This is a genomic window from Enterovibrio sp. QJM3NY_24 (genome assembly GCF_057786035.1).
Window position 1 is genome coordinate 3,598,916 of the sequence record NZ_CM173519.1, and the last position, 17,535, is coordinate 3,616,450.

Sequence of the window (17,535 nt, forward strand, 5' to 3'; positions counted from 1 at the left end):
ACCGTTACAGGTTCTTCGCTTTTTCGAGGACTTCTTCGATAGCACCACAGTACAGGAATGCCTGTTCTGGGATATCGTCATACTCGCCACTCATCATGCCTTTGAAGCCATTGATGGTGTCTTTTAGCGAAACGTAAACACCTGGTTGACCAGTAAAGACTTCTGCTACGTGGTAAGGCTGAGTAAGGAAGCGCTCAATCTTACGTGCACGAGATACAGCAAGCTTATCGTCTTCAGATAGCTCATCCATACCCAAGATAGCAATGATGTCTTTTAGTTCTTTGTAACGCTGAAGAATTGACTGAACGCCACGCGCAACATCATAGTGCTCTTGACCAACCACTAATGGGTCCAACATACGAGATGTTGAATCCAGAGGATCGATCGCAGGGTACATACCCATAGATGCAATGTTACGTGAAAGAACAACGGTTGCATCCAAGTGAGCAAACGTGGTTGCAGGAGATGGGTCAGTCAAGTCATCCGCAGGGACGTAAACGGCCTGAACAGATGTGATAGAACCACTCTTGGTAGACGTGATACGCTCTTGAAGCACACCCATTTCTTCTGCCAGTGTAGGTTGATAACCTACCGCAGAAGGCATACGACCTAGCAGTGCTGATACTTCAGTACCGGCCAAGGTGTAGCGATAGATGTTATCAATGAACAGCAGTACGTCACGACCTTCGTCACGGAACTTCTCAGCCATTGTCAGGCCAGTCAAAGCAACGCGTAGACGGTTACCTGGTGGCTCGTTCATTTGACCGTAAACCATGGCTACTTTTGATTCAGCCGGATTTTCGATGTTTACAACACCTGCTTCCTGCATTTCAAAGTAGAAGTCGTTACCTTCACGGGTACGCTCACCAACACCTGCAAATACTGACAAACCAGAATGCTGAAGTGCGATGTTATTGATAAGTTCCATCATGTTAACGGTCTTACCTACACCCGCACCACCGAACAGACCGATTTTACCGCCCTTAGCGAACGGACACATCAAATCGATAACTTTAACGCCAGTTTCCAGCAGTTCAGTCGCGTTTGATTGGTCTTCGTAGCTTGGCGCTTCACGGTGAATAGAGTAACGCTCTTCTTCACCAATCTCGCCACGCTCATCGATTGAATCACCCAGGACGTTCATGATACGACCTAAGGTTGCTGTACCTACTGGTACTTCAATTGGCTTGCCTGTGTTCTCTACTTCCAGTCCACGACGCAGACCATCTGACGAACCCATCGCGATGGTACGGACGATACCACCACCCAGCTGCTGCTGAACTTCCAGCACCAGACGCTCGCCTTCACGTTTCACGTCCAGGGCGTCATATACCTTAGGTACAGACTCCTGTGGAAACTCTACGTCGACTACCGCACCGATGATCTGAACGATCTTACCTGTAGCCATCGTTATTCCTCTAAAAATATTTCGTTGACCCTTGCCTTACACCGCCGCTGCACCGGAGACAATCTCCGATAGCTCTTGTGTAATTGCAGTCTGACGGGCTTTGTTATACACCAGTTGCAGATCATCAATGATGTCACCTGCATTATCTGTTGCAGCCTTCATCGCAACCATTCGCGCAGCTTGTTCACACGCAAGGTTTTCAACCACGCCTTGATAAACTTGAGATTCGACATAGCGAACTAACAAGGTATCCAGCAGAGGTTTTGGCTCGGGCTCATAAATATAATCCCAAGAGTGGCTGCGTTTCATTTCTTCGTCTTCTGACTTAGGCAAAGGCAGCAATTGATCGATCACTGGTGCCTGCGTCATCGTATTTACAAACGTGTTGTAAACTAGATACAAGCGATCCAGCTGGCCTTCATCATATTTTTTCAGCATGACACCGACAGTACCAATCAAGTCTTCAAGTGACGGGTTATCGCCCAAACCTGAAGCTTGTGCTGATACTGGTGTACCGTAGTTGTTAAAGAATGCCGAGGCTTTAGAGCCAATCAGGGCAGTATCAACTTCTGCGCCTTTTTGCGTCCACTCCTGCATCCCATTGATAGCACGTTTGAACAGGTTAATGTTCAAGCCACCACACAGACCACGATCTGAAGATACGATGATGTAACCGACGCGCTTGGCTTCTCGCTCTTCCAGATATGGATGACGATACTCTAATTTACCAAGGGCGACATGACCGATCACTTTGCGCATAGTAGTCGCGTATGGACGGGAGGCTTCCATGGCGTCTTGCGAACGACGCATTTTAGAAGCGGCAACCATTTCCATCGCTTTGGTGATCTTCTGTGTGCTTTTAACACTTCCGATCTTGTTACGAATTTCTTTTGCGCCGGCCATCGTTACTCTCCGTTGTTAGAAGGCCGCAAAGGCGGCCTTCTACGCATTACCAGGTTTGAGTTGCCTTGAAGTCTTCAACCAATTTGGTCAATTGAGCTTCAATATCGCTGTTGTAGTCACCCTTCTCTTCGATCAGGGCTACCAGCTCGGCATACTGTGCCTTAGCATATGCAAGCAGAGCAGCTTCGAAATCAGCCAGTTTATCCAGAGCAACGTCTGTCAAATAGCCTTTTTCAGCTGCAAAAATCACCATGCCTTGTTCAAAAACAGACATTGGTGCGTATTGCTTCTGCTTCATCAACTCAGTCACTTTCTGACCATGATCTAGCTGTTTCTTCGTTGCTTCATCAAGGTCAGACGAGAATTGTGCGAATGCCGCCAATTCACGGTACTGTGCCAATGCCGTACGGATACCACCAGACAGTTTCTTAATGATCTTCGTCTGAGCAGCACCACCTACACGCGATACTGAAATACCTGGATCAACCGCCGGACGAATACCGGAGTTGAACAGTTCAGACTGCAGGAAGATCTGACCATCAGTGATCGATATAACGTTGGTAGGTACGAATGCAGATACGTCACCCGCTTGGGTTTCAATGATAGGTAGCGCAGTCAAAGAGCCTGTTTTACCTGTCACTTCACCGTTGGTGAATTTTTCAACGTAGTCAGCACTTACACGTGCTGCACGCTCTAGCAAACGCGAGTGGAGATAGAAAACATCACCTGGGTAAGCTTCACGACCTGGTGGACGACGCAGCAGCAACGAAATCTGGCGGTAAGCAACAGCTTGCTTAGACAGATCATCATATACGATCAGTGCATCTTCACCGCGATCACGGAAGTATTCACCCATCGCACAACCTGCATAAGGTGCCAGGTATTGCAGTGCAGCAGCTTCAGACGCTGATGCCACAACAACGATGGTGTTTTTCAGTGCATCGTGCTCTTCCAGTTTGCGAACCACGTTAGCGATGGTTGACGCTTTCTGGCCGATAGCTACATAGATAGAGAAGATGCCAGAGTTTTTCTGGTTGATGATCGCATCGATTGCCAGTGCTGTTTTACCAGTCTGACGGTCACCGATAACCAGCTCACGCTGACCACGGCCGATTGGAATCATAGCATCGACTGCTTTATAACCAGTTTGTACTGGTTGATCGACCGATTGACGAGCGATTACACCCGGTGCAATCACTTCTACAGGAGAAGTCAATTTCGCGTCGATTGGACCTTTGCCGTCGATTGGTTCGCCAAGTGTATTCACGACACGACCCAACAGCTCAGGACCCACTGGCACTTCAAGAATGCGGCCAGTGCCGGTCACTTTCATGCCTTCCTGAAGGTCGGCATAAGGACCCATGACAACCGCACCTACAGAATCACGCTCAAGGTTGAGCGCGAGTGCAAAGCGGTTGCCAGGTAGTTCAATCATTTCCCCTTGCATAGCATCAGCAAGGCCATGGATGCGAATGATACCGTCACTGACTGACACGATGGTACCTTCGTTGCGCGCTTCACTAACAACGTTGAATTTTTCAATACGTTGTTTGATCAGATCGCTTATTTCCGTGGAATTAAGTTGCATGCTCCAATTCCCCAAATCAAGACTGCAATGCATCGCTCAGTCTGCGGATACGACCGCTTACTGAGTTATCGATGACCAAGTCTCCAGCTCGAATCACAACCCCGGCAACCAGGGTCTCGTCTACACTACAGTTCAGCTTCACTTTGCGCTCAAGACGGGCTTCAAGTTTGCTGGTAATAGCATCCAATTGCGCTTGATCAAGCGCGATAGCAGAGAAGACATCAACGTCAATCTGCTTTTCGTAGTCTTGGCGCAGTGCCAAGAACTGGATACATACTTCCGGCAACGCTGTGAGGCGTCCGTTTTCAGCCATTACCTTAATCAGGTTTTGGCCAAGTTCATTGAGCTGTTCGCCACACACAGAGATAAAAATCTCAGTCAACTTTTCAGCTGAATGCATACCACCGATGTAATCAACGATGGTTTCATTGCGGGCAACTTCGGCAGCAAATGTCAGCATTTCAGACCATTGGTCAAATTCGCTTTTTTCTACCGCCAGATCGAAGGCTGCTTTAGCGTAGGGGCGTGCGATAGTTGTCAGTTCAGACATTGCGGCCCCTCCTTCTTAAAGTTCTGCAGTGATTTTATCGAGAATATCTTTATGAGCAGACTCATCAATAGAGCGCTCCAGAATTTTCTCAGCACCGATCACGGCCAGAGTTGCAACTTGCTTGCGAAGTTCATCACGGGCACGGTTGCGTTCAGCTTCGAGTTCAGCCTGTCCTTGGTGAAGGATATTTTCGCGCTCAGAATTCGCTTCCTCACGGGCTTGGTCGATTATTTGTGCTTTACGCTTGTTTGCCTGTTCGATGATCTCACTTGCAGAGCGCTTTGCTTCTTTCAATTGATCGGAAGCATTAGCCTGGGCCAAGTTCAGGTCTTTTGCGGCACGTTCAGCGGCCGCTAAACCGTCAGCAATTTTCTTCTGACGCTCTTCAATCGCTTGCATGATTGGTGGCCATACATATTTCATGCAGAACCAAACAAACATCGAAAACGCGATTGCCTGACCAAACAGAGTTGCGTTTATATTCACAACAGCGACTCCTCACTAGTTAGCTATACAGGATCCGTTCAGCTAAATTAGCCAGCCAGTTGACCTACAAATGGGTTTGCGAAAGTGAACAGCAACGCAATAACGATACCGATCATTGGTACAGCATCTAGCAGACCTGCAATGATGAACATCTTAACTTGCAGCATTGGAGCCATTTCTGGTTGACGCGCTGCACCTTCAAGGAATTTACCGCCAAGCAGTGCGAAACCAATCGCGGTACCCAGGGAAGCAAGACCTACAATGATGCCAACGGCAATTGCAGAAAAGCTCAATAAAGTTTCCATCACTATCTCCAGTTTCTTGTTGTCGGCTTATATGCCGGAAGGTCTAACAAAGTTGCTTACTAAAACTATTAATGATCTGAATCTTCATGCGCCTGAGACAGGTACACGATAGTCAACATCATAAAGACGAACGCTTGGATGGTAATAACCAAAATGTGGAATATTGCCCACGGTAATGAACCCAACCATTGCGCCCACCACGGCAGAAGTGCCGCAATAAGGATAAATACCACCTCACCGGCGAACATGTTACCGAACAAACGCATACCCAATGAAATCGGTTTCGCCAATAGCGATACCACTTCGAGAAGCAGGTTGAAAGGAATCATACTCCAGTGATTGAACGGGTGAAATGCCAGTTCTTTCGCAAAACCGCCCAAGCCTTTGATCTTAATGCTGTAATAAATCATCAAGAAGAAAACGCCTAGCGCCATTGCTAAGGTGATGTTTACATCTGCCGTTGGTACCACTTTTAGATAAGGAATACCAAGCCAGTGCTCCGCTGGATAAGGAAGAAAATCGATTGGAATTAAATCCATCGTATTCATCAAGAAAATCCAGACGAAAATGGTCAGAGCCAGAGGTGCAATCAGTGGATTCTTTCCATGGAAGGTTTCACGAACGTTTTCATCAACGAACTCAACCAACATTTCCACAAAACACTGAAGCTTGCCTGGTACTCCGGTTGTTGCTTTCTTTGCCACAGAACGGAACAGCCATAGGAAGCCGACGCCGATCAGGACAGAGAAAAACAGGCTATCAATGTGCACCGACCAGAAACTACCTTCACCCGCTAAACCTAATTTGTCCGTAGACAGATTGGTTAGATGGTGAGAGATATAACTGGATGGTGTAAGCGCTTCACCTGACGCAGCCATAACTCATCCTATTTGTTGTTGTTAATGAATAAAACTGGTGCAAGGATATTAATTCCAAGTACCAGCAAATAGGCCAGTTTGAGGGGAACAAGTTCCACCTCGGCATACAGGTAAACAACGGAAAATAAAACGACCGTTAACAGGATTTTGAGCACTTCACCGCCGAAAAAAGATGCAACGATAAGTTTTGCGGCTCTCGCCCCACTAAACAGGAATGCACACAATGCAAAGGCTGCGTTGGCTATCACAAAGATGCCACCGCCAATGAGTGCGGAAATTCCCCAGTCGACATTGATGGTGGTCACCATCAAGATTGCCGTTGCTAACACGACGCACAACTGTAACAGCAGCAACCTTGTCGCAAGCTTGCGACCTGGTCGCGTGAGCGTCGATACCATGTATTCGTTCCTCGATTCCTTTCCTCTTAGCACTTAGTCGTGCTGGGAAAACTGCGAAAATTATACGGGTCACCCTTTCGAATGCAATCTCATCACATCAAAAAGAGAGGCTAAATTTTACAACAGGGTAACCTGATCACAGTAAGCAAAAATTTGTAACAAAAACCCAACGCGTTGCGTCACAATTTCTCATCGAGAATTGCAAGAATTTGCATAAGTTTTTCGTTCTGGTCAAAGTTGATGACAAGCTTACCACTGCCTCCTTTGCCCTGAGACAAAGAAACTTTGGTACCAAGCTTATTCATGAGCCTATCTTGTACAGCCAAAATTTGATCTGACACAGGCTCAGTTATCTTTTCAACCACGGGCGATAGTAACTTTTTCACCAGCGCTTCGGTTTGTCTTACTGTGAGTTTTTTATTAACGGAGGCAAGTGCAGCTTCAATTTGCGATTCACCTTCCAAAGCCAGCAATGCGCGTGCATGGCCCATTTCAAGTTGTCTACCCGACAACAATTTTTTCACGCCAACTTCCAGGCCATTCAATCGCAGTAAATTACTGATGGTAGTACGGGATTTACCGAGTGCCTCGGCAAGCTGTTGGTGGGTGAGGGAAAAATCTTGGATAAGTCGGTTAAGCGCTTCCGCTTCTTCCATCGCATTGAGATCTTCACGTTGAATATTCTCAATCAGAGCAATGGCACTGGCGGCTCTATCGTTTAACTCACGCACCAAGCAAGGCACATGGGTGAGGCCCGCTAATTTAGAAGCGCGAAAACGACGCTCACCAGCAATGATTTCATACTGCTGGTTGCCAACTTGACGCACGACCAGTGGTTGGATAACACCTTGTGCTTTAATAGATTCAGCCAGCTCTTCTAGCGCTTCTGACGCCATATCCTGACGAGGTTGATAAACCCCCGGACGCAACGCAGTCAGCGGTAGATGCTGTAACTCGCTGTTACTAATAGCTTCACGGGTATCAGCATTCAGGTCTACGCGTGCCTGTGCTTTTGCACTGGTTGCAAGAAGCGCATCTAACCCTTTGCCCAATCCACGTTTGGTCGCGTTCATTAAATATCCTTAAGACGCATTAGCAATATCTGCAGCTAGTCTGGCCTGCTCTTCACGGCGCAGTATTTCACCAGCTAAAGCCAAATACGATTTGGCGCCACTGGAATACTTGTCGTAGTACATGGCGGGTTTACCATGGCTTGGTGATTCTGCAAGACGAACATTGCGTGGAATCACGGTGCGATAAACCTTGTCACCAAAGTGTTTCTTAATTTGATCAGACACTTCAGTGGCCAGACGATTCCGCGGATCGTACATGGTTCTTAGCAATCCTTCTACATGCAAGTCGGCGTTTACTACGCTGGCAAGCTTACTAATGGTGTCCATCAGCGCAGTCAGACCTTCCAATGCGAAATATTCACACTGCATGGGAACCAACACAGAGTTTGCCGCCGTCATGGCGTTGATTGTAAGAAGGTTAAGAGAAGGGGGACAATCAATGAAGATGAAATCATAGTTTTCACGAACGTCTGCAAGGGCATTTCGCAACCTGACTTCACGAGCAAACACTTCCATGAGTTTGATTTCAGCCGCCGTCACGTCACCATTGGCAGCAATCAAGTGATAACCACCGGTTGTTTCTGTTACGACGACATCGTTAAACGGCGTTTCTTCAACCAGCAACTCATAGGCGGTGGCATGCACGTCGTATTTGTCCACACCACTAGCCATGGTTGCATTGCCTTGTGGATCAAGGTCTATAACTAGCACCTTACGCTGTGTCGCGGCTAACGACGCAGCCAAATTAATACAGGTCGTTGTTTTACCAACGCCCCCTTTTTGGTTTGCTATTGCTATGACTTTTCCCACAAGTAGACCTCGCCGAGTGATCCTATCTAGCCAAGATTACTAGATGACGTTGTCCTTCCAATCCGGGAACACTCAAAGGTTTGATACCGGTCACAGAACAATCAGCCGGAAGCTCATCAATCTCGACCTGATCAACTTGTCCTTTCAGCGCAAGGAAGTGTCCATGCTCTGATGGCAAGTGATGGCACCAGTTAACCATGTCACTCATAGAGGCAAATGCACGACTCAATACGCCATCAAAACCCAGCTCTGGCTGGAAGTCTTCAACGCGGCTTTGAATCGGCGTCACATTGTCAATTTTTAACTCGTGGATCACCTGACGAATAAAACGAATACGCTTTCCTAGGCTATCAAGCAAAGTAAACGATTTATCAGGATTAATTATCGCCAATGGAACCCCCGGCAAGCCAGGACCCGTGCCCACATCGATAAAGGTTGATCCTTCCAGATGTTGGCTAACCACAATACTGTCCATAATATGCTTAATGATCATCTCTTGAGGATCACGCACAGACGTCAAATTGTAGGCTTTATTCCATTTGTGGAGCATTTCAACGTAACCAATGAGCTGGTCTTGTTGATAAGCAGGGATATCCATCCCTGCTTGTTCAATTAATTTTGCTAGTGTTTGTTTCACAGAAAATCAGGCTCCCTTTTTAAGCATGCCTTGCTTTTTCAGGTGTACCAGCAGAATCGAAATGGCTGCTGGCGTGATCCCTGAAATACGTGATGCCTTGCCGACAGTTTCAGGACGTGCATCCTGCAATTTGGCGACGACTTCGTTAGACAACCCTTTGATGTGTTTGTAGTCCAATGCAATAGGGAGAGACGTGTTTTCATGGCGAACTGACTTTTCAATCTCGTCTTTTTGACGGTTGATATAGCCTTCGTATTTGATCTGAGTTTCAACTTGCTCACGTGCTTGTTGATCCTCGTTCGCAGGACTAAATACTGGGATTGAAACCAGTTGATCGTATGTCATTTCCGGACGACGTAATAACTCTTCACCATTGGCCTCACGAGACAATGGAGCCTTGAGGATCATGTTGAGAGCCTGAGCATCCTCAGAGGTTGGGCGAATCCAAGTACTGCGAAGACGCTGTGCTTCCAGCTCCATGTTTTCAAGTTTTTGATTGAAACGCGCCCATCGCTCGTCGTCTACGAGACCAAGTTGACGGCCCGTTTCGGTCAAACGCAGATCAGCATTATCTTCACGAAGCAATAAGCGATATTCCGCACGGGATGTGAACATGCGATACGGTTCTTTCGTGCCCATGGTCGACAAATCGTCAATCAATACGCCCATGTAAGCTTGATCACGACGAGGACACCAGCCCTCTTTGTCTTGTGCAAATAACGCAGCATTTGCGCCTGCAAGCAAGCCTTGTGCCGCCGCTTCTTCATAACCAGTAGTACCGTTAATCTGGCCAGCAAAGAACAAACCTTTTATAAATTTAGTTTCAAAGGTTTGTTTCAGATCGCGTGGATCGAAGAAATCATACTCGATCGCGTAGCCCGGACGGATCACTCGAGCATTTTCAAAACCCTTGATCGTATGGATGATCCCCATCTGCACATCAAATGGCAGGCTGGTGGAGATCCCATTTGGGTATAACTCATGGGTTGTTAACCCTTCTGGCTCAACGAAAATTTGGTGTTTGTCTTTGTCGGCAAAGCGCATCACTTTGTCTTCAATGGACGGGCAATAACGTGGGCCAATACCTTCAATCACCCCGGAATACATTGGGCTGCGATCTAAGTTATTGCGGATCAGTTCATGTGTATTTTCATTGGTATACGTGATGAAACATGGCACTTGACGAGGATGATCTGCCGCTTTACCCATGAAAGAAAACACTGGGCGCGGATTGTCACCATGCTGAGTATCCATCACGCTGAAATCGACAGTACGAGCGTCAATGCGAGGTGGTGTACCGGTTTTTAAGCGATCAACGCGAAAAGGCAATTCACGCAGTCGATCAGCTAATGCGATAGATGGCGGATCGCCTGCTCGGCCACCGGAGTAGTTTTCCAACCCAATATGGATTTTTCCACCAAGGAAAGTACCCACCGTCAAAACAACGGATTTTGCTCGAAACTTAAGCCCCATTTCAGTCACAACGCCGGTGACTTGATCTTGTTCAACAATGAGATCAATAACGGCCTGTTGGAAAAGCATTAAGTTCGGTTGGTTTTCCAATGTTTCTCGAACGGCCGCTTTGTAGAGCGCGCGGTCAGCTTGTGCACGAGTAGCGCGCACTGCAGGACCTTTTGAAGCGTTCAGCGTTCTGAATTGGATCCCACCCTTGTCGATTGCACGGGCCATTAGGCCACCGAGCGCATCGACTTCTTTCACCAGATGTCCTTTTCCGATCCCGCCAATAGCCGGGTTGCATGACATTTGCCCCAATGTATCGATGTTGTGCGTTAGCAGAAGGGTTTGTTGACCCATACGTGCAGCGGCGAGTGCAGCTTCCGTACCTGCATGACCACCACCAACAACGATGACATCAAAGTTATCCTGGTAAAACATGGTGTGACCTCAAAAAGGAAATGGTTGATTTGGGTATTGCGAAAAAGAGGATCATTCTACCGCTTTTCCAGAAGGGTGAGAACCAAAAGTGTGATCTTTGATCGAGCGGGAAGCTCTTAAATATATATAAAGATCTTTATATAGATCTTTGTATTGATCATTATTAAGGGAGACGATCTCTGTGGATAACTGGTAAATGATCAATATGATCATTCATTTAAGGAGGATCGTTTTCTGTGTGTGAGCTTGGATCAAGTTATGTACTTCCTGGGATCAAAATGGGTACTTATCAACAGGGGGGTAAAAGTGCCAAAGTTGTTATTGGGATAACTATAGGTTGATCACCGTTTAGATCCATAGTTATCCACAATTTACAGGTCACAAAATAGAATAAAATTTACCCTCTTAGTGGGCAATTTTATTCACAGAGTTGGTTTTTGTACTGTGATAACCACAATTCGGCTGGTTCTTCTGGCAATGGATGCGTGCATATATCGATATCAAGTCGGTCAATTACACGCTTTGCACCAAGTGTTTTCAGCTGTTTGTCGGCATTGATTCCTGCACCGCAAAAGGTGTCATAACTCGAATCTCCTATCGCAATGACGGCATATTCTAAGCCTGATAAATCCGGTTTATCTGTGTTTAAGGCTTCCATTAGTGGCAATAAATTATCAGGGTAGTCACCCGCACCATGTGTTGAGGTGATCAGTAACAGACATTTACTGCTTGTTACATCTACTAATTCTGCTTCATTAATGACCTTAACCGTATATCCCTCTTGCTCCAGTAGAGCGGCCAAATGGTCGCCAACGTATTCGGTACCACCCAGTGTGCTTCCGGTGATCAGGGTTATTTCACTCATAGACTCTTCTCTAAACCAGTGTAAATACGGGTAGCTAGTATTGAAGTCAGGCTATGGGCAAGTCAAGTTAACTGGGTTGACAAAATTCGTCGCGAAACAGGGGATTGATACCTTTTGGGGAGAGAGATTGGATTTTATTTTTTCCACGTTTCTTGGCGTTTGTCATCGCAACCAACGCCGTATCGATCAACTGATAGCCCGCAAGACAGCCTTCATTAGATGTAGTCACGCCTAAACTCGCTGTGCGTTTAACGGCTGTGTTATCCAACAAAACGACGCTACGACTGATGGCTGCTTTTAACTGTTCGGCGATACGCATGGCATCGTTTGCTGGTGTTTCACTCAGCAGCACAACAAAGTTATCAGCATGCATTCTGCCCAATGGTGTTATTGGGGAAAGGTTTTCTTTCAATAGGTTAGCGACATGGATGAGCACTTGGTCGCCAGTGCTTCTACCATGCATTTCATTTATTTGTCGGAAACCGTCGAGATTTATCGCAATGATTGATAACGGTTTTTTCTTACGTTGTGCGCGGAAAAATAGCTCGTCAGCTTGTGTGTAGAGGCTTTGGCTATTTGCAGTTTCAGTCAAAAGGTCTTCATGGACAAGCTTCCGTGATGATTCATCAATGGTATGCAAATCAACAAGATAAAAATCGGTGAGCGCCACGGAAGCCATGACTAAAACAAGAATGACACAGAGATACGCTGCACGAGCATCAGCATCGGTTAGTGAAAGGATTGGATCTGATGATGGAATTGTTTTTGCTAAAAACAACAAAATGATAGCGATCAATGATAATCCATATCGAGGAAGACGCTCACTGGGATCAAACACCAATACTACCGCCGTTGGCACCACCAGCAGTAGAAGTTCAGTTTCAAAGTTATCTGATAGTACAAACAAAGGCAGTGTAAATTGCTGGATGAAGAAGACGAAAAACACCCAGTATTTAGCCAGCCATAGCATTCCTTCTCGCGTTAAAACAAAGGCAATAAAATAGAGGAAAGCATAGAGACCGTTGAGTAATGCGGCTGATGCATTGTCGAAAGCAAACCAGAATAATGCTGAAAAAAGTAAGGTCCCGCCTGCACATAAGCCTGCCAATAGGTTCACCATCCGTAAATGGTGAACCTGCAATTTGTCGCAACGTTCTATCCCAAAATTGAGTATAGGGCTCAGGCTATTGATCATTTAATGGCTTGAATAACGGGTAGTTGACAATAAGTGTAGCAAAGGAGGGATGAATCGTGAGGGGAGAAAAAGCTGCCGATTGGCAGCTTTAAGTGTCTTTATTTACCAATACAGAATGAACTGAATATCCGTCCAAGAAGATCATCTGAGCTGAATTCACCCGTGATTTCGCAAAGGTGTTGCTGTGCAATGCGCAGCTCTTCAGCCAGAATTTCACCTGCCATATAGCCTTCAAGCTGCTCTTTTCCTATATCAAGGTGGCGTGCGGCTGCATCGAGCGCTTCCAAATGACGACGGCGTGCCATAAAGCCTCCTTCGGTGGCTCCTGAGAAGCCCATGCAAGCTTTGAGGTGATCGCGAAGCGAATCTACACCAGTGCCTGTTTTGGCACTCAAGCGGATAAGGGTAGGCTGACTGGCGTGACAAATACCCAGTGTTTCGCCAGTCATGTCCGCTTTGTTGCGGATAACTGTCATGCCGATATTGGCCGGTAAGCGGTCAATAAATTCTGGCCAAATTTCTTCTGGTGATGTGGCATCTGTGGTGGTGCCATCAACCATAAATAGCACGCGATCAGCTTGTGCTATTTCATCCCAAGCGCGCTGAATACCGATACGCTCTACTTCATCTGACGCGTCACGTAAGCCTGCTGTATCGATAATATGCAATGGCATGCCATCGATGTGGATATGCTCACGCAAAACGTCACGGGTGGTGCCAGCGATGTCAGTGACAATCGCACTTTCTTTCCCGGATAAGGCATTAAGAAGACTGGACTTACCTGCATTTGGTCGCCCTGCAATCACGACTTTCATCCCTTCACGAATGATAGCGCCTTGGTTGGCTTCTTTGCGCACATCACTTAGCGTGTTGATAATGCCATTGAGATCGTTAGCGACTTTGCCGTCTGATAGAAAGTCGATCTCTTCGTCGGGGAAGTCGATGGCCGCTTCTACATAGATACGCAAGTGGATCAGCGCTTCCACCAGCTGATTAACTTTGTTAGAAAATGCACCCTGTAGACTTTGTAGAGCGCTTTTTGCGGCTTGCTCAGAGCTGGCATCAATCAAATCAGCAATGGCTTCTGCTTGAGCAAGGTCGAGCTTGTCATTTAAAAAAGCGCGTTCAGAGAACTCACCAGGGCGTGCGGTACGCACACCGTCAATGGTTACGATTCGTTTGATCAGCATGTCCATAATCACAGGGCCTCCATGGCCTTGCAGTTCTAGAACATCTTCGCCTGTAAATGAATTTGGTGATTGGAAGTACAGTGCAATGCCTTGATCAAGAGCGGTGCCTTCTTCATCTTTGAACGGCAGATATTCAGCGCGACGAACAGGAAGATCTCGACCTGTCACGGCCATGGCGACCTGTTTCGCTTTTGGTCCTGAAACGCGAACGATACCCACACCGCCGCGTCCTGGCGGGGTAGCTTGTGCGACGATAGTGTCTGTGTAACTCATGGTAGCTAAACCTGCTGATGAAAAATGTTGCTAGTGTAACCCCAAACTTCTCCAATATGCAGGTTTCAGCATCAATCTCGCTGATAGTGCATTGATGAAATGTGGAGATCCAATCGAGATAAAAAAAGGCCTATGGACATAAACGAAGAAAGGCGGCCAATGGCCGCCTTGTCATCATTCGTTACCACTACTTACGGCTGTGAAGGCCTTTCTTCTCGAGCGCACGATAGATCAACGTTTGCTGGATAAGTGTCACGACGTTCGACACCAACCAGTACAGAACAAGACCTGCAGGGAACCACAGGAAGAAAACGGTGAACATGACAGGCATGAACGTCATTATCTTCTGCTGCATTGGATCCGTTACTGTACTAGGGCTCATCTTCTGAATCAGGAACATAGATGCACCCATTAGAAGTGGCAGCACATAGTATGGATCTGGCGCCGACAAATCTTGAATCCACAGCATGAACGGTGCATGACGCAGTTCTACAGATTCCATTAACGCCCAATAAAGCGCGATGAAGATTGGCATTTGCAGGATAAGAGGAAGACAGCCACCCAACGGGTTAACTTTTTCCTTCTTATACAGCTCCATCATCTCTTGGCTCATGCGTTGGCGGTCATCACCAATGCGCTCACGCATCTCAGCCAATTTTGGCTGCAGCATACGCATTTTTGCCATTGAGGTGTACTGCGCTTTGGTCAGCGGGTACATGGCACCGCGGACGATAAACGTCAGGATGATGATCGCAACACCCCAGTTACCAACAAAGCCGTAGATGGTTGCGAGTAACCAATGCAGCGGGCTCGCAATGAACCATAACCAACCATAGTCAACGGTAAGATTAAGATTCGGCGCGGTGGCTTCCATTTGGTCCTGAAGTTTAGGACCTACCCACAATGTTGCATCCATGGTGGTTGTTGTACCTGGTGCAATGGTGGTGGTTGGATAGCGAACACCGATAAAGCCTTGACCATCGCTGGTACGGGTATACAAGTTTGCATCACCGTCAGCATGAGGTATCCAAGCGGCAACAAAGTAGTGTTGCATCATGGCGGCCCAGCCGTCTTTAGAGATAGTCAGGTTAAGGTTCTTATCCTGCATATCATCGAAGCTGTATTTTTTGTATTTGGTGTCATCGGCTGAATATGCGCCACCTGTGTATGTCGGCATGGTCAAACTACCACCGTCATCCATCAGATTTTGTTTCAGCTGAGCATACATTTGAACCGTGGCTGCTTTATCGCTTTTGTTGTCGATAGTGTAATCAACATCAACTGCGTAGTTGCCGCGTTTCAGGATGAATGTTTTGGTGTAAGTAATGCCATCTTTCACCACTGTCATCGGTACACGCAATTCATCTTGGCCGTTGGCCATAGAGAAATCAGTGCCGTTTGTGGTGAATTCAGCGCGACCTTTAAGGGTGTCGATACCGTCAGGACCAATTAGGCCACTTTGAGCAACGAAAACATGATTAGGCTGATTTTTCAGTAGTAGGAACTTGTCTTTCGAATCAAATTCCGCGTCATACTTGTTCAACTCGGCACGGACAATGTCACCGCCTTGTGTGTCAACGGTCAGCGTCAGCACGTCACTATGGAGGGTGATAAGCTTGTTAGAGACGGAATCCTGCGTCAGAGGCTGAGACGCATCTGAGCCGGCAGGTACATCACCACTGTGTTGTGCTTGCTGTGTTACGCCCTGACCCTGTGGTTGAGGGTTGTTAGTTTCGTTCCAGTTGAGATACAACATGAATGAAACAAACATAAGGGCAATCAACAGGATATTACGTTGAGAATCCATTGCTAATTGTCTCGATTGTTAGGATGACGCGGGGGCACAGGATCGTACCCACCATGATTAAGAGGATGGCATTTTAATAAACGTTTGCTCGCTAACCAACACCCTTTTGCAACACCGTGATGGTTGACCGCTTCTATGGCATATTGTGAGCATGTCGGCGTGAACCGACAGCGAGGCCCTAGCAGTGGGCTAATGAGGAGTTGGTACCCGCGAAACAGCCCTACGACTATTTTTTTCGCGGTGGTTGAGATAAACGTTGCCATAACTTATCGAGCAGCATTCTCAATTCTTCGTTACTGAGCTCGTTAGCACTTTTCTTTGCGATCACAACAAAATCCTTCGCTGGCAGCGAGTGCTGACGCAGACGAAAACTTTCGCGAACGAGACGCTTAAAGCGATTACGGTCAACGGCAAGTTTGATTTGTTTTTTTGGCACAGCCTGACCTAAACGTGGACGGTCAAGAGTGTTTTTGCGGGCAAGTATAGTTAAGTGTGGCGAGCCAGCGCGATGAGGTTGCTGGAAGACAGAGTTGAAATGTTCGGGAGTTAACAGACGTAACTCCCGAGAAAAAGCTAGCTTATTCACAAATCAATAAAGATTATTTTGAAAGCTTGCTACGGCCTTTCGCACGGCGAGCGGCGATTACCTTACGACCGTTCTTAGTTGCCATGCGCGCACGGAAACCGTGAGTGCGCTTACGCTTTAGAACTGAAGGTTGAAAAGTGCGTTTCATGGTTTCTACCTTAAATTACTGATCAGTTTTTAGGTTTGTTAACCCGACGTGGGACAAAGTCCGACGCCTCTCAACAAAGAGGGCGGATTGTAAACATTGACTGAGTTATAGTCAATCGTAAAACCACGAATGGTTTTACAACACTCCGGGCGCGCAATTATACGTGGTCATCTGTTAATCGCAAGGATCCTTTATCGATCTTATCCACTTTATTCTGTGTGTTAGCTGTGATGTTCGCGAGGTAATAAAGGTATAACTCGGGCATAACTTTTTTAGCGTGATCTATATAGAAGAGATCAACCGAGATTCACAGTGGTACACGGCGTTATTTAGAAGATAGGATCTTTGCCCATTTATTCCACTTTTGCATAATTCTGTGAGTAAGTAGGGGGTCAACTGTGTTGATCGGCGAGTTAAATGTGCGATCTGTGTGTATAACTTAGATCTTATTCACTGCAAAAGGGATCTTCTCGCTAGCGATCCTCGTCGTAGAAGTATAAAATTGCTTCCCTTTTCTTTTATCAAGTGTGGAGTCAGAC

19 protein-coding genes are annotated in these 17,535 nt (G+C 46.8%); all 19 read right to left on the reverse strand.

The genetic code is table 11. The features are described 5' to 3' along the window. Positions 1 to 4 precede the first annotated feature (4 nt). Positions 5 to 1,408 carry a F0F1 ATP synthase subunit beta gene (gene atpD / locus AC3CIC_RS16275; protein ID WP_016961817.1) on the reverse strand — a complete coding sequence of 468 codons (1,404 nt, stop codon included), beginning with the start codon at positions 1,406 to 1,408 and terminating at the stop codon, positions 5 to 7. 36 nt (positions 1,409 to 1,444) lie between these two features. Beyond that, positions 1,445 to 2,311, reverse strand: coding sequence for a F0F1 ATP synthase subunit gamma (atpG, locus tag AC3CIC_RS16280; RefSeq protein ID WP_016961816.1), 867 nt, complete (start codon positions 2,309 to 2,311; stop codon positions 1,445 to 1,447). 46 nt (positions 2,312 to 2,357) lie between these two features. Next, a complete protein-coding gene (gene atpA, locus AC3CIC_RS16285; RefSeq protein ID WP_394213334.1) occupies positions 2,358 to 3,899 on the reverse strand; it encodes a F0F1 ATP synthase subunit alpha in 1,542 nt (513 codons plus the stop codon). A gap of 16 nt (positions 3,900 to 3,915) precedes the next feature. Further along, the gene (gene atpH, locus AC3CIC_RS16290; RefSeq protein ID WP_016961814.1) at positions 3,916 to 4,449 is read right to left on the reverse strand and encodes a F0F1 ATP synthase subunit delta; all 534 of its coding nucleotides are present in this window, start codon (positions 4,447 to 4,449) and stop codon (positions 3,916 to 3,918) included. Positions 4,450 to 4,464: 15 nt separating this feature from the next. Further along, positions 4,465 to 4,935 (reverse strand): F0F1 ATP synthase subunit B, encoded by a 471-nt coding sequence (atpF, locus tag AC3CIC_RS16295; protein WP_016961813.1) that lies wholly within the window; start codon positions 4,933 to 4,935, stop codon positions 4,465 to 4,467. A gap of 47 nt (positions 4,936 to 4,982) precedes the next feature. Further along, entirely contained in the window at positions 4,983 to 5,240 is a 258-nt protein-coding gene (atpE, locus tag AC3CIC_RS16300; protein WP_005372317.1) for a F0F1 ATP synthase subunit C, read from the reverse strand. 68 nt (positions 5,241 to 5,308) lie between these two features. Further along, entirely contained in the window at positions 5,309 to 6,118 is an 810-nt protein-coding gene (atpB, locus tag AC3CIC_RS16305; protein ID WP_016961812.1) for a F0F1 ATP synthase subunit A, read from the reverse strand. Positions 6,119 to 6,126: 8 nt separating this feature from the next. Then, entirely contained in the window at positions 6,127 to 6,516 is a 390-nt protein-coding gene (locus AC3CIC_RS16310) for a F0F1 ATP synthase subunit I (RefSeq protein ID WP_016961811.1), read from the reverse strand. A 179-nt stretch (positions 6,517 to 6,695) separates the two neighbouring features. Then, positions 6,696 to 7,589: a ParB/RepB/Spo0J family partition protein gene (locus AC3CIC_RS16315; RefSeq protein WP_488515059.1), complete on the reverse strand. Its 894-nt coding sequence runs from the start codon at positions 7,587 to 7,589 to the stop codon at positions 6,696 to 6,698. 9 nt (positions 7,590 to 7,598) lie between these two features. Beyond that, a complete protein-coding gene (locus AC3CIC_RS16320) occupies positions 7,599 to 8,399 on the reverse strand; it encodes a ParA family protein (protein WP_488515060.1) in 801 nt (266 codons plus the stop codon). 22 nt (positions 8,400 to 8,421) lie between these two features. Next, entirely contained in the window at positions 8,422 to 9,036 is a 615-nt protein-coding gene (gene rsmG, locus AC3CIC_RS16325) for a 16S rRNA (guanine(527)-N(7))-methyltransferase RsmG (RefSeq protein WP_017006056.1), read from the reverse strand. A 6-nt stretch (positions 9,037 to 9,042) separates the two neighbouring features. Next, positions 9,043 to 10,932: a tRNA uridine-5-carboxymethylaminomethyl(34) synthesis enzyme MnmG gene (gene mnmG, locus AC3CIC_RS16330; protein WP_488515061.1), complete on the reverse strand. Its 1,890-nt coding sequence runs from the start codon at positions 10,930 to 10,932 to the stop codon at positions 9,043 to 9,045. A 418-nt stretch (positions 10,933 to 11,350) separates the two neighbouring features. Next, a complete protein-coding gene (gene mioC / locus AC3CIC_RS16335; RefSeq protein WP_016961806.1) occupies positions 11,351 to 11,797 on the reverse strand; it encodes an FMN-binding protein MioC in 447 nt (148 codons plus the stop codon). A 67-nt stretch (positions 11,798 to 11,864) separates the two neighbouring features. After that, the gene (locus tag AC3CIC_RS16340; RefSeq protein WP_488515929.1) at positions 11,865 to 12,914 is read right to left on the reverse strand and encodes a GGDEF domain-containing protein; all 1,050 of its coding nucleotides are present in this window, start codon (positions 12,912 to 12,914) and stop codon (positions 11,865 to 11,867) included. 176 nt (positions 12,915 to 13,090) lie between these two features. Further along, positions 13,091 to 14,455 carry a tRNA uridine-5-carboxymethylaminomethyl(34) synthesis GTPase MnmE gene (gene mnmE, locus AC3CIC_RS16345; RefSeq protein ID WP_488515062.1) on the reverse strand — a complete coding sequence of 455 codons (1,365 nt, stop codon included), beginning with the start codon at positions 14,453 to 14,455 and terminating at the stop codon, positions 13,091 to 13,093. A gap of 187 nt (positions 14,456 to 14,642) precedes the next feature. Then, positions 14,643 to 16,262 carry a membrane protein insertase YidC gene (gene yidC, locus AC3CIC_RS16350; protein WP_016961803.1) on the reverse strand — a complete coding sequence of 540 codons (1,620 nt, stop codon included), beginning with the start codon at positions 16,260 to 16,262 and terminating at the stop codon, positions 14,643 to 14,645. 2 nt (positions 16,263 to 16,264) lie between these two features. Then, positions 16,265 to 16,525, reverse strand: a complete 261-nt coding sequence (gene yidD, locus AC3CIC_RS16355) for a membrane protein insertion efficiency factor YidD (RefSeq protein ID WP_083248064.1) — start codon at positions 16,523 to 16,525, stop codon at positions 16,265 to 16,267. Then, positions 16,489 to 16,848, reverse strand: a complete 360-nt coding sequence (rnpA, locus tag AC3CIC_RS16360) for a ribonuclease P protein component (RefSeq protein ID WP_026024076.1) — start codon at positions 16,846 to 16,848, stop codon at positions 16,489 to 16,491. Before rnpA ends, yidD begins: the two co-directional genes overlap by 37 nt. A gap of 13 nt (positions 16,849 to 16,861) precedes the next feature. Beyond that, complete coding sequence (rpmH, locus tag AC3CIC_RS16365) at positions 16,862 to 16,996, reverse strand: 50S ribosomal protein L34 (RefSeq protein ID WP_002540783.1); 135 nt, start codon at positions 16,994 to 16,996, stop codon at positions 16,862 to 16,864. Positions 16,997 to 17,535: the final 539 nt, after the last annotated feature.

Excerpts from the sequence above, each read along its gene's own strand:
- atpD (WP_016961817.1), bottom strand. The coding sequence starts at position 1,408 with ATGGCTACAGGTAAGATCGTTCAGATCATCGGTGCGGTAGTCGACGTA.
- atpG (WP_016961816.1), bottom strand. The coding sequence starts at position 2,311 with ATGGCCGGCGCAAAAGAAATTCGTAACAAGATCGGAAGTGTTAAAAGC.
- atpA (WP_394213334.1), bottom strand. The coding sequence starts at position 3,899 with ATGCAACTTAATTCCACGGAAATAAGCGATCTGATCAAACAACGTATT.
- atpH (WP_016961814.1), bottom strand. The coding sequence starts at position 4,449 with ATGTCTGAACTGACAACTATCGCACGCCCCTACGCTAAAGCAGCCTTC.
- atpE (WP_005372317.1), bottom strand. The coding sequence starts at position 5,240 with ATGGAAACTTTATTGAGCTTTTCTGCAATTGCCGTTGGCATCATTGTA.
- atpB (WP_016961812.1), bottom strand. The coding sequence starts at position 6,118 with ATGGCTGCGTCAGGTGAAGCGCTTACACCATCCAGTTATATCTCTCAC.
- AC3CIC_RS16310 (WP_016961811.1), bottom strand. The coding sequence starts at position 6,516 with ATGGTATCGACGCTCACGCGACCAGGTCGCAAGCTTGCGACAAGGTTG.
- AC3CIC_RS16315 (WP_488515059.1), bottom strand. The coding sequence starts at position 7,589 with ATGAACGCGACCAAACGTGGATTGGGCAAAGGGTTAGATGCGCTTCTT.
- mnmG (WP_488515061.1), bottom strand. The coding sequence starts at position 10,932 with ATGTTTTACCAGGATAACTTTGATGTCATCGTTGTTGGTGGTGGTCAT.
- mioC (WP_016961806.1), bottom strand. The coding sequence starts at position 11,797 with ATGAGTGAAATAACCCTGATCACCGGAAGCACACTGGGTGGTACCGAA.
- mnmE (WP_488515062.1), bottom strand. The coding sequence starts at position 14,455 with ATGAGTTACACAGACACTATCGTCGCACAAGCTACCCCGCCAGGACGC.
- yidC (WP_016961803.1), bottom strand. The coding sequence starts at position 16,262 with ATGGATTCTCAACGTAATATCCTGTTGATTGCCCTTATGTTTGTTTCA.
- yidD (WP_083248064.1), bottom strand. The coding sequence starts at position 16,525 with ATGGCAACGTTTATCTCAACCACCGCGAAAAAAATAGTCGTAGGGCTG.
- rpmH (WP_002540783.1), bottom strand. The coding sequence starts at position 16,996 with ATGAAACGCACTTTTCAACCTTCAGTTCTAAAGCGTAAGCGCACTCAC.